The organism is Pseudoalteromonas sp. TB41, from assembly GCF_000497975.1.
GTDB classification, from domain to species: Bacteria; Pseudomonadota; Gammaproteobacteria; order Enterobacterales; family Alteromonadaceae; genus Pseudoalteromonas; species Pseudoalteromonas tetraodonis.
The window spans coordinates 115,755-127,431 of the sequence record NZ_AUTH01000110.1 but is presented as its reverse complement, the minus strand read 5'-3'; the positions used below and the strand labels follow the sequence as shown (position 1 = coordinate 127,431).

The 11,677-nt window shown below is 40.9% G+C and carries 10 protein-coding genes and 1 riboswitch; of the genes, 6 read left to right on the top strand and 4 right to left on the bottom strand.

Annotation, left to right across the window (positions count from 1 at the left end):
- The first annotated feature begins 209 nt into the window (after window positions 1-209).
- Window positions 210-1,754: an IS21 family transposase gene (gene istA / locus L641_RS0120350; protein WP_024600838.1), complete on the top strand. Its 1,545-nt coding sequence runs from the start codon at window positions 210-212 to the stop codon at window positions 1,752-1,754.
- A 14-nt stretch (window positions 1,755-1,768) separates the two neighbouring features.
- Window positions 1,769-2,524, top strand: a complete 756-nt coding sequence (istB, locus tag L641_RS0120345; RefSeq protein ID WP_008108839.1) for an IS21-like element helper ATPase IstB — start codon at window positions 1,769-1,771, stop codon at window positions 2,522-2,524.
- Window positions 2,525-2,589: 65 nt separating this feature from the next.
- On the opposite strand, the gene L641_RS0120340 is transcribed toward istB, so the two are convergent.
- Complete coding sequence (locus L641_RS0120340) at window positions 2,590-3,117, bottom strand: hypothetical protein (protein ID WP_024602969.1); 528 nt, start codon at window positions 3,115-3,117, stop codon at window positions 2,590-2,592.
- Between the two features lie 237 nt (window positions 3,118-3,354).
- Here L641_RS0120340 and sbcB point away from each other — a divergent pair, with 237 nt between their 5' ends.
- Window positions 3,355-4,800, top strand: coding sequence for an exodeoxyribonuclease I (gene sbcB / locus L641_RS0120330; protein ID WP_024602968.1), 1,446 nt, complete (start codon window positions 3,355-3,357; stop codon window positions 4,798-4,800).
- 211 nt (window positions 4,801-5,011) lie between these two features.
- On the opposite strand, the gene L641_RS0120325 is transcribed toward sbcB, so the two are convergent.
- A complete protein-coding gene (locus tag L641_RS0120325) occupies window positions 5,012-5,893 on the bottom strand; it encodes an NAD(P)-dependent oxidoreductase (protein ID WP_024602967.1) in 882 nt (293 codons plus the stop codon).
- 120 nt (window positions 5,894-6,013) lie between these two features.
- Between L641_RS0120325 and L641_RS0120320 the strand changes: the two genes are divergently transcribed.
- Both L641_RS0120320 and L641_RS0120315 read left to right on the top strand, forming a co-directional pair.
- Window positions 6,014-6,556, top strand: a complete 543-nt coding sequence (locus L641_RS0120320; protein WP_013465134.1) for a glutathione peroxidase — start codon at window positions 6,014-6,016, stop codon at window positions 6,554-6,556.
- An 88-nt stretch (window positions 6,557-6,644) separates the two neighbouring features.
- Complete coding sequence (locus L641_RS0120315; RefSeq protein ID WP_024602966.1) at window positions 6,645-7,625, top strand: 2-hydroxyacid dehydrogenase; 981 nt, start codon at window positions 6,645-6,647, stop codon at window positions 7,623-7,625.
- Between the two features lie 95 nt (window positions 7,626-7,720).
- On the opposite strand, the gene L641_RS0120310 is transcribed toward L641_RS0120315, so the two are convergent.
- A complete protein-coding gene (locus L641_RS0120310; RefSeq protein WP_024602965.1) occupies window positions 7,721-9,043 on the bottom strand; it encodes a sodium-dependent transporter in 1,323 nt (440 codons plus the stop codon).
- Between the two features lie 166 nt (window positions 9,044-9,209).
- On the opposite strand from L641_RS0120310, the gene L641_RS0120305 reads away from it, so the two are divergent.
- Window positions 9,210-9,968, top strand: coding sequence for a 4'-phosphopantetheinyl transferase superfamily protein (locus L641_RS0120305; RefSeq protein WP_024602964.1), 759 nt, complete (start codon window positions 9,210-9,212; stop codon window positions 9,966-9,968).
- On the opposite strand, the gene lysC is transcribed toward L641_RS0120305, so the two are convergent.
- Window positions 9,945-11,336, bottom strand: coding sequence for a lysine-sensitive aspartokinase 3 (gene lysC, locus L641_RS0120300; RefSeq protein WP_024602963.1), 1,392 nt, complete (start codon window positions 11,334-11,336; stop codon window positions 9,945-9,947). The two genes, L641_RS0120305 and lysC, sit on opposite strands and share 24 nt — an antisense overlap.
- A gap of 75 nt (window positions 11,337-11,411) precedes the next feature.
- Window positions 11,412-11,587, bottom strand: a riboswitch (Lysine riboswitch).
- Window positions 11,588-11,677 lie beyond the last annotated feature (90 nt).

The window sequence follows — 11,677 nt, the reverse complement described above, 5'->3', positions numbered from 1 at the left end:
TGCATATTCCGGAGCATCGTGAACAGTGATTCCGGCCCATCGTGAACACCCGTTCTGGTTTTAGCGTGAACGCTCATTCCGGTTTTATCGTGAACACTTTTGACTGATTTTCCGGAATCGGTGTTCACACCAAACCAGTACAATTTCAACGCATTGATTATTAATTACTTTGTTAAGCTATTTCCTTTTTGTATTACTGAGGAAGGGATATGGCGACTAAGAGGATCACAATGCGTAAAATTCGAGAAGTGTTGAGGCTACATTTTGCTGCCCAACTCAGTGTCAGAAAAATAAGTGCCAGCACTAAGATCAGTGTCGGTGGTATTCAAAAACTACTCACTAAAGCCAGAGCTTTATCGTTAAGTTGGCCACTGCCCGACGAGCTTGATGATTCTGTGCTTGCTAGTCAGTTCTATCCTCGCGCCGACACTCGGCCATCCCAGCGATTTGAAGTGCCAGATTGGCCAGCCATTCGAAAAGAATTAACGGGCAAAGGCGTCACCAAGAACTTACTCTGGGAAGAATATACTCAGCAATATCCGAATCGTTGTTACAGCTATTCTCAGTTCTGCGATCGCTATATGACCTGGCTTAAAAAGCAAAAACGTTCGATGCGACAAGTGCATAAAGCAGGAGAAAAACTCTTTGTCGATTATGCGGGTCAAACGATGCCCATTGTTTGTAATGCGACGGGTGAAGTGAAGTTCGCCCAGATATTCGTGGCGGTGATGGGCGCATCAAATTATACATTTTGTGAAGCAACCTGGAGCCAAAGTCTACCCGACTGGATCGGCAGTCACGTGCGAGCATTTGAATTTATCGGCGGTATACCTGACATGGTTATCCCCGATAATTTACGCAGTGGTGTCAGTAAAGCGTGTCGCTACGACCCTGATGTTAACCCGAGTTATCAGCAATTGGCCGCGCATTATGGCACCGTGATTGTGCCTGCTCGTCCCAGAAAACCACAAGATAAAGCCAAGGCCGAAGTGGGCGTGCAAATCATTGAACGCTGGATACTCGCCAAGTTACGACACCAAACCTTTTTCTCATTAGCTGAGCTAAACCATTGCATCAAAGCCTTACTGCTTGAGGTCAATAATAAGCCCTTTAAGCAACTGAGTGGGACACGACAATCATGGTTCGAGTCAATCGACAAACCCGCCCTCGCGCCCATGCCCAAACTAGCTTATCAATTCACGGATATTAAACACGTCAAAGTGAATATTGATTATCACGTTCAGTATGATAACCATCTTTACTCGGTACCCCATCACTTGGTGGGTGAAAAGCTTGAACTTCATGCCAAAGACAACTTGATTGAGGCTTATTTCAAGCATAAACGCATCACCAGTCACCCGAGAAAATATCATCCGGGCATGACCACCACATCCGAGCACATGCCTGTAAAGCATGAGAAGCATCATAAATGGTCACCAGGGCGTTTAATGAATTGGGCGAAAGATATTGGAGATGACGTTTTGCTCTGGGTGAAAGCACAATTGGCACAGAAACAACATGAAGAACAAGCGTATCGTGTGTGCTTAGGCTTACTCAACCTATCAAGAAGCTATCCCGCCGATCGGCTCAATAACGCCTGTGCGATAGCCAATCAATACAGTTTATATCGGTTAAAACATATCAAAGACATACTCAGTAGCAACCAAGATAAATTGCCGCGAACGCAAGAAGAGCCGTCGACGTTATTGCCACAATCCCATGAAAATATCCGTGGTCCTAAAAGCTTCCATTAAGGTAAGGAAATTCTATGTTAGAACAAACGATAACTCAGCTTCGTCAACTCAAACTCAGTGGTATGGCCAACGCCTTAGTGAGCCAAATGGAACAACCAAGTACTTATGAAGGGTTGTCCTTCGATGAGCGACTACAACTGCTAGCAGACAGTGAAGCCCAAGACCGAGAGAGCCGAAAACAACAACGCTTACTTAAAGCGGCAAAACTTAAATTAGCCGCTAACGCCAGAGACATAGATTATCATCACCCGCGAGGTCTCAATCAATCGATGATGGCATCGCTACTGCAATGTGATTGGCTGAATAAATCACAAAACTTACTGATCACAGGCCCTTGCGGTAGCGGTAAAACCTATATCACTTGTGCGCTTGCGCATACAGGATGCATGAAAGGCTACAGCGTTAAATATTACCGACTCTCAAGGTTGATGCTTGCGCTGACACAAGCCAAAGCAGATGGCACTTACAGTCGAATGTTACAGTCACTCGCTAAGATCGACTTACTCGTTTTAGATGATTGGGGGCTTGAGCCACTTAAAGCGGCACAACGAAATGACTTAATGGAGATCATGGATGATAGGCACGGCAGTTCATCAACCGCCATCATCAGTCAATTACCCACCGAAGAATGGCATCAATCCATCGGCGATAATACCTTAGCCGATGCCATTTTAGATCGACTAATGCACAATGCTCATCGGATAAAATTAAAGGGGGAGTCTATGAGAAAAATTCAATCTAAAATTGACCATCGTGAACACTTAGGTTAAAAATGTCATGAACCCAATGCGTGGAATTTAAGTGTTCACGATAAAACCGGAATCGGTGTTCACCATCACCGGAATACGCATTTATCGAAATCTTCTAAAAAATACTCTGCTAAACTCCCACTTAAGGTAGTCCCTCTTCCTATACCTTCGAACCCATAATCCTCCACACTATTTAGGTAGAGTAAAATCAATTTTTTTGAGTTTGGCGATAGCCTTAAATCACTAAAAACTTTATTGTAAATTACCTCTGGATGGATTGATTCGTAAAATTTTTTTATATCAAGCCTGTAAATAAATTTACTAGTTTTTTCTCTAAGTAGTTGAATCAATGTTCTTAATATTAAATCTTTATCTGATTGTTGGGTATTAGCTGTTGTTTTTAACATTTCAGACAAATAATTTAATAATAAATATGTGCCTGGCTCTTCAACTGAAATTACTTTCTTTCCATTTAACGATAATTCATTGACTTCGCTCATAAAATTGCCATCATATTTAAGCAAATTTACAGCACTTTGCACGTTTAACTTCTTCACACCTCTGCTTTTAGCAAGACTATTTAGTTTGTCCTCATTAATATATTCAAATTCCATTTAAATCCCCCATAAATTTACATATAAGACACATAACTCACACGAACTAAATTATCTAATAAATAATATTTAATACTTATAGCAAACAACATATTATTTTTTAACCACATAATGCCATACCATTTAATTTCATACACCTATAAACTCCCTCGCCCATATGCCATAATCTAAATAATTCATAAATTTAGTAACTTGGCGGTATATAAACCGTTTCAAGCTAACTTAAAGGGTTTTTAAATGGCTTATCAAGAGCAAAACCAAGCAACTATTTACTGGCACGACTACGAGACCTGGGGGGCAAGCCCACAAAAGGATAAGCCGAGCCAATTTGCAGGTGTGCGCACCGATCTTGATTTAAATATTATTGGCGAGCCGCTTATTGAGTACTGTAAGCCGCAAGCGGATTATTTACCCCATCCTGAGGCGTGTCTAATTACTGGTATTACCCCACAAGTGGCGATGCAAAAAGGCTTAGTTGAGGCTGAGTTTATTGCTAAAATTCATGCCGAATTTAGCGTGCCTAATACCTGTGTGGCTGGTTATAACAGTATTCGCTTTGATGATGAAGTAAGCCGATATAGCTTTTATCGTAACTTTTACGACCCATATGAGCGTGAATATAAAAACAATAACAGCCGTTGGGATATTATAGATTTAGTGCGCGCCTGCTATGCACTTCGCCCTGAGGGTATTGAATGGCCGTTAAAAGAAGATGGCAGCCCAAGTTTTAAACTTGAGCATTTAACTGTCGCTAATGGTATTGAACATGCCGCTGCGCACGATGCATTAAGTGATGTAACGGCTACCATTGCACTGGCTAAATTAATAAAAGAAAAGCAGCCTAAGCTGTATCACTTCTTTTTTAGTTTGCGCAATAAAAAAGCCCTTGCTGAATTGGTGGACGTGTTTAACATGACGCCATTAGTGCATACATCGTCGCGTATTCCAGCAACCCAGGGTTGTACCACGTGGGTGGCACCTATGAGCTTTCATCCTGTTAATAAAAACGCGGTTATTTGTTTTGATTTAACCCAAAACCCACAGGTATTACTTGATTTAAATGTAGAAGAGTTACGCAAGCGTTTATACACCAAACGTATAGATTTAGCAGAGGGTGATTTACCCGTAGGTTTAAAGCTGGTGCATTTAAACAAGTGCCCTATTTTAGCACCAGCTAAAACACTACTGCCTGAAAACGCTGCTCGCTTGGGTATTGACCGAGAGCAATGCTTGACTAATTTAGCCATTTTAAAAGCCAATACCGAGCTTCGCGATAAAGTCACTGAGGTATTTAATGAGCAAGGCGATTACAGCGCCACCACGAACGTGGATTACTTATTATATGATGGCTTTACTAGCCATGCTGATAAAGCCAAATTTGCGATTATTCGTGATGCAAAACCTGAAGACTTGGCAAGTTTAAAGCTTGAATTTGAAGATCCTAAATTTAATACTTTGTTGTTTAGATACCGCGCCCGTAACTGGCCACAAACGCTAAACCAACAAGAGCTTGATCAATGGCGTCAATATTGTCAAAGCAAGTTAATGCATGGCGAAGATCAACCCTCAATCAGCGCACAAGATTTTATGATCACCCTTGAAAACCTAGCGCATGAGCATGATGACAGTGAAAAAAATCTTACAATTTTAAAAGCACTGTATAACTACGCGCAAAGCATGTAATTTGCTTTAGTGTATATAACCCATGAAAAACGCGACCCTTTAGCAAAAAGTGTCGCGTTTTTTGTTACTAGGTAAAAAACCAAAAAACTATCTCAACAAGAGAGGTAAATGAGAAAACATAAAACCTACAGTTATTTTTATGTATATCACTTCCTCTAAAAGCGCAGCACCTCTTACCCTTTTTGTGAAAAGTTTACTTTTACCAATTACATTACTTTTTATGCAGTGCTTCAATACGTGCTAGTAAACTTGATGTGTCGTACCTGCCGCCGCCAAGAGCCTGTACATCGGCGTAGTATTGATCGACCGTTGCAGTCATTGGCAGCGTTGCACCATTATTTTTAGCTTCATCAAGGGCAATGCCTAAATCTTTACGCATCCAATCTACAGCAAAACCAAACTCGTACTCGCCTGCCCACATTGTTTTGTAGCGGTTTTCCATTTGCCACGAACCAGCTGCGCCTTTAGAGATGGTTTCAATTACTTTTTCGCCATCAAGCCCTGCTTGTTTAGCAAAATGTAAGCCCTCAGCTAAGCCTTGCACTACACCAGCAATACAAATTTGGTTGACCATTTTACATAATTGCCCTGAGCCCACTTCGCCTAATAACTGGCTAAAACGGCTAAACGCCGCCATGATAGGTTGTGCTTTAGCAAATACCGCTTCGTTGCCACCAGCCATTACGGTTAATACCCCGTTTTCAGCACCTGCTTGACCGCCCGATACTGGCGCATCAATAAAGTCGATATGCTGTAAAGCCGCTTTTGCCGCAACTTCACGCGCTACCTCAGCAGAAGTAGTTGTGTGATCGATTAAAATCGTGTTTTTGTCCATACCAGCTAAAACGCCATCATCGCCGTATACCACTGAACGTAAATCGTCGTCATTGCCTACACACATAAAGACCATATCGGCACCATTTGCGGCTTCACGCGGGGTAGGTGCAAAACTGCCGTTAAAATCTTCGACCCATTTTTGTGCTTTAGCTGCTGTGCGGTTATAAACACATACGCTGTGCCCTGCTTTTGCTAGATGCCCTGCCATTGGGTAACCCATTACGCCTAAACCTATAAATGCAATTTTAACTGACATAAAAATGACCTATTTAACTGATAACTTAGAAACATAAGCTCGATTATGTCAATCGGCCGCTAAAAAAGCGAATGAAAGTCTTTTAAAATTTCCCTGATAAGGAAATTAGGTAGGTAATCTATGGATAGCATTTATCAATTTAACGCACCACTTTGTAATAACGATGATTTTTCTTTGAGTCAGCTAAAAGGAAAAACGGTTCTTATTGTTAATACCGCCAGTAAATGTCATTTTTCTGCGCAATTATGCGCGCTAGAAAAGCTATATCAACAATACAAAAACGATGGGTTTACTATTTTAGCCTTTCCGTGTAATCAATTTGATAAAAATGAGCCATTAGAGGGAATGGCCATTAAAGACTATTATCAAAAACATTTTTCAATTAATTTTGAGGTGTTTAATAAGGTCATGGTAAATGGCCCAGATACGCATCCACTGTTTAGTTATTTAAAGTCTCATACACGAGGTATTGCACAAAACCGAGCAATAAAATGGAACTTCACTAAGTTTTTAGTTAATGCACAAGGGCAGCTGGTTGCTCGCTATGCACCGCGAACTAAACCGGAGTCATTACATAATGTAATAACAAGCTGCTTAGAATCAGTGCCCGTTATAAAACCGACGACCGCTCGTTTAGGAGTCCGTTCGGCTGTATTAAAATAATCCTGTCGTAATTAAAACAACAAGAGTGAAGCATCTATAGTAAGAATAGTTTATGGTAATAAAATAATTGATTACTTGGAGCTAGTTAATGGATATTGCTTTTTTTAGTGCTCAGAAATATGAGCGACCTTTTTTTGAGCAAAGTTTAAATGGCTTTTCTAACATCACTATTACTTATTTTGAGCAAAGTTTATCGGCGCAGACGGCAATATTAGCTAAAAACTTTGACGCTGTGTGCGTATTTGTAAACGATACAGTAGATAAAGCAGTGATTGAGCAACTTGCCACATTGGGTGTTAGCGCTATTTTATTACGCTGTGCGGGGTTTAATAACGTTGATTTGCCTGTTGCCAAACAGCATAACCTCAGCGTATTACGCGTACCCGCCTACAGCCCTGAGGCAGTAGCGGAGCATTGTGTTGCCCTTATGCTTACCCTCAGTCGTAAAACACACAAAGCTTATAACCGCGTGCGCGAAGACAACTTTGATTTAAATGGCTTACTTGGGTTTAACTTACATAACAAGACCATAGGGATTATAGGCTGCGGTAAAATAGGCTTGGCACTGTGTAACATTTTAAATGGTTTTGGCGCTAACGTTTTAGTGTGCGACCCTTTTGCAAAACCAGGCAATTACACTATTACCGATTTAAATACCCTACTTGCCCAAAGCGATATAATTTCACTGCACTGCCCGCTGAGCGAAGACACGCATCATTTAATCGATGACGCTGCATTTAATAAAATGAAAACCGGGGTCATGCTCATTAATACTTCTCGCGGTGCACTGGTAAACAGCCAAGCGTGTATTAAAGCACTTAAATCACAAAAACTGGGGTACTTAGGGCTTGATGTGTACGAACAAGAATCAGAACTGTTTTTTAAAAACCACAGTGACGAAATAAATCAAGACGATATATTCTCTCGTTTAGTGAGTTTTAGAAATGTGTTAATAACAGGGCATCAAGGCTTTTTTACTCAAGAAGCTCTAACCGAAATCGCTAATATAACATTACAAAATGCAAACGAGCTTGCTCAAGGGCAAACGCTAACCAATCAAGTATTGTAATATCAAGTCATTTAAAATGTAAAAAGCGAACTTTCGGGTTACTCCCAATAGTTCGCTTTTTAAAACGGCATTTTTAAATTCGCGTTTAAAAGTTATTAACCAAACGCTACATTTGCAAATACTAAGGTCATAAGTACAGGACACACAAAACGAATGTACTGAGCAAACCAATAATGTGCACCAGAACTTGCTTGATGAAGCTTATTACCACGCTGCCATAACCAGCCCACTGTAATAAAATAAAACAGTCCCATCAACGGCAATTGGTATTGGGTAAATACCATAATCACTAAACCAAATAACCAATCAAAGTTTAAAATAATGGTACTGGCACAAATAAGCACAACAGCACTGACTGCCCAAGTTGCTTTGGTTCTATCTACACTGTGGTTTTCAACCAAAAATGCCACAGGGATCTCAGTTGATGAAATAGTTGAGGTAACTGAAGCTATCGACATCAATACAAAAAATAATAAGCCAACCAATAAACCAATTTCACCCATAGTGCCAAATAGCTCAGGTAATATGGCAAAAATAAGTTGCCCCTCACCAATTAGTTTACCGTTACTAAAGACTTCAACGCCATTGTACTGGGCAACATAAATAGCCGGAATTATTAATAAGCCCGCCAAAAACGCCACGCTGGTATCAAGTAGCGCAACACTTGCGGTTAATTTTGGTAAGTTAGCTCCGGGTTTTAAATATGAGCCGTAAATCATCATACAGCCTACCCCAAGCGACAACGAAAAGAACGCTTGCCCCATTGCGGCAATAATTAAATCAGGGTCGAGTATTTTACTAAAGTCAGGCACTAAATAAGCAGCAAACCCTTCGCTTGCGCCATCTAACGTTGCAATATAAATAATAAGCCCAATAAGGAGAACAAGTAATAGCGGCATTAAACGGCGTGACCAGGTTTCTATTCCCGACTTCACCCCTTTTAAAATAATACTGGCGGTTAAAATAAGCATAAGCGGCGTAAAAATAAAATTACGTAACATAGAGTCGCTATGTAAAAACTCACTCAAGCTATGCAAGCCAAAAAAGCTACTTATAGGCTCTATAGCGTAGGAAAGCATCCAACCGGCCACAATTGAGTAAAAACTTAACATAACGATGGCACCGGCAAGGCCAATATAGCCTGCTGCGGCTCCCACTTTAGGGGCATGATCTTGCCATGCTTGGCTTAGCGCTTTAACAGGGTTAGCTTGGGCTTTGTAACCTAAATACAGCTCGGTGTATAAAGCAGGTAACGCCAGCAAAAAAATAACGATAAAGTAAACCAGTAAAAATGCGCCGCCACCATGATTAGCAGCCTGCGTAGGAAAACCCCATATATTACCTAAACCTACCGCTGCACCGGCTGCTGCCAATACAAAACCTAGTCGACTTTGAAAACCATCACGCACTTGTGCCATACACCTACAAATCTGTTATTATTTTAACGAATGCGAATTAAACCATATTTAAGAGCCACTGAGTAATAAAAATGTACTTAGCGCTCACAACAACTAACAACCGCTCACAAACTATCCAGCTTTGGGTAATAAATATGTAATCGGTCGTCATTTATAACGAGCAATGATGAGTGTAACTTACTTTGAAAACCAGCTAGCAGTCACGCCCGCTTTAGCAAATAACAGCCATTGCATTGCGTTGCTTAACGCGACCACCCTCAATGTGGGTGAATTTGATTTACCCCACTATTTAAGCCCTTTTGAGCTCAATGTTATTAATCGGCGTAAAAATCCACAGGCTAAACAAGAATATTTAGCCACACGTTTAGTGCTTAAATACCTAGTAAAGACCACTTTTGCTGCTTATTCCTGCGTAAAATCGTGTGATATTAGTTCTGAATTTAACCCCGATAACAGTAAATTAGAGTTACATATTAAAAATACAACAGACGTGATCAGTTGCTGTATTTCTCATTCTCATGGTTTTGTAGGTGCAGCGTTAAATGTAGCATCAACTCAATTTGGCTTTGATATTGAAAAAATTAGTTTAAAGCGCCCTTTTATTAAACTCGCTAAACACTTTTACCACCCAGCCGAAGTGAGCTTAATAACCGATACAGATAATATAACAGCTCAAGCACATCATTTTTTTAGGATTTGGACATTAAAAGAAGCGCTGGCTAAAGCCACCAGCCGCCCCATTGCTCAATTATTAAGCCCTAATGTGTTTAACGAACTTAATAACACTCAGCTTACAGCTTGTAGCAATACCGTGGTTGGAGCACATAACGACATGTTTGATATTAGCGTTGTGGCAAAAAAAAGCACCGACTGGCGGTGCTCAATAATAACTATTAACGATTTACGCAGCGCAATCACTTTCTAGTAATCGACTATGAATCGCTTGAACCACTGCATCAGACTCGCTTTGCTCAACTAAAAAGCACAAGTTATGTTTACTTGCACCATGGCAAATGAGTCTAATATTAAAGTCACTTAATACTTTCATTAAATTCATTTCATGTTGGCGCAAAACAATTTCAGAGCCAATTAACGCTACCAGCGTTAAATTGTTTTCAACCGATACATGGCAAAATTCAGCGAGTTTATCTAAGCACTCTTGATCTAGCTCTGGGCGTGATGCATTAGGCGCATTATCAAGGGTAATTGCTACACTAATTTCAGAGGTGGTAACCAAGTCTACCGAAATATTACATTCACTTAAAATAGTAAATATACGGGCTAAAAAGCCACTGGCTAATAACATTTCTGGGCTTTTAAGAGTTAATAATATTTGGTTTTTACGTTGCGTGACCGCACGAATACCTGGTAGCTGCGATTTTTCACGTTCAATCCAAGTACCACCACGCTCTGGCTCTGTGCTTGAGCCAACAAACACATTTATATGGCTGCGACTGGCTGGCAAAATTGTAGCCGGATGCAGCACTTTAGCGCCAAAAGTGGCCATTTCTGCCGCTTCATCAAAGCTTAAACGCGCAATAGGAGTGGCTTTTACACACAAACGAGGATCGGTGCTAAAAATACCCACTACGTCAGTCCAAATATGCACACTTTTAGCGTTAATAGCCTCAGCAAGCAGTGCAGCGCTATAATCTGAGCCGCCTCTACCGAGCGTGGTCGTTAAATTGTTTGCATCGCTACCAATAAACCCTTGGGTCACAATAACGCTATCATCAAGCAGCGGAATTAAATGTGTTTTAGCGGCTTGCGCTGTGGCGGCCACATTTGGTGTTGCTTTACCAAATTGGCTATCGGTTTTAAGCACCTGGCGCACATCAAAACGAGTGGCATTTAAACCCTTTAATCTTAGTACTTGGGTAAATAAGTACGACGATAAACGCTCGCCAAAGCTAAGTAGCTCATCGAACTGCTGCTCAGTATTGAGTGTTTGTGCTGCCAACGTTTGAAATGCATCAAGCGTTTGATTAAACCCAAGGGCTAAATCCTCATCTAACGACAGGTCATTTAAAATAGCCTGCTGAATCGCAAGGACACCATCAATATGCTGTTGGCGTTTAGTGGCTTCAATACCCGCTTTGCAAAGCTCCACTAAATGATTGGTCACTCCGGCACTGGCGCTTACTGCAACAATACGTACATTTTTATCGTTTACGATAATTTCGCTACAACGGCTCATCGCCTCAAAGTTAGCAACGCTGGTGCCACCAAATTTGGCAACAATGTAATCTGATTTTGTGCACTGTGAACTTTGTGGCACTGGTTGGGTAGTCATTTCGTCTCCTTTCGCGGCATCCAAACCGCAATAAAACAAGAAGAACTTGGCAGGAAATAAAGATAAGAAAAATCTACTGCCAGAAGCTCTCCACCTAATAAATTGGTGACAGTTTTGAGGATTCAGCCCCATAAACCGAAAAACAATGGTAACGACCCATTATTTTCCTCGGCGAGTACTTCCCTCCTTAATGGTCGCAGGCTGTCGTTGCCTCACATTAAGTACCTAAGTATCGCACCTCTTCTAAATGTATTATTAACCTGAGGCTAATAAAACAAAACCGCACTAAGAGTGCGGCTTTGAAAGTTATCGTTTAGACGTCTAGCTGTCAAGTCGTTTTA

What these genes read in the sequence shown, in the direction of transcription:
- istA (WP_024600838.1), top strand. Translation starts at nt 210, where the DNA reads ATGGCGACTAAGAGGATCACAATGCGTAAAATTCGAGAAGTGTTGAGG.
- istB (WP_008108839.1), top strand. Translation starts at nt 1,769, where the DNA reads ATGTTAGAACAAACGATAACTCAGCTTCGTCAACTCAAACTCAGTGGT.
- L641_RS0120340 (WP_024602969.1), bottom strand. Translation starts at nt 3,117, where the DNA reads ATGGAATTTGAATATATTAATGAGGACAAACTAAATAGTCTTGCTAAA.
- sbcB (WP_024602968.1), top strand. Translation starts at nt 3,355, where the DNA reads ATGGCTTATCAAGAGCAAAACCAAGCAACTATTTACTGGCACGACTAC.
- L641_RS0120325 (WP_024602967.1), bottom strand. Translation starts at nt 5,893, where the DNA reads ATGTCAGTTAAAATTGCATTTATAGGTTTAGGCGTAATGGGTTACCCA.
- L641_RS0120320 (WP_013465134.1), top strand. Translation starts at nt 6,014, where the DNA reads ATGGATAGCATTTATCAATTTAACGCACCACTTTGTAATAACGATGAT.
- L641_RS0120315 (WP_024602966.1), top strand. Translation starts at nt 6,645, where the DNA reads ATGGATATTGCTTTTTTTAGTGCTCAGAAATATGAGCGACCTTTTTTT.
- L641_RS0120310 (WP_024602965.1), bottom strand. Translation starts at nt 9,043, where the DNA reads ATGGCACAAGTGCGTGATGGTTTTCAAAGTCGACTAGGTTTTGTATTG.
- L641_RS0120305 (WP_024602964.1), top strand. Translation starts at nt 9,210, where the DNA reads ATGAGTGTAACTTACTTTGAAAACCAGCTAGCAGTCACGCCCGCTTTA.
- lysC (WP_024602963.1), bottom strand. Translation starts at nt 11,336, where the DNA reads ATGACTACCCAACCAGTGCCACAAAGTTCACAGTGCACAAAATCAGAT.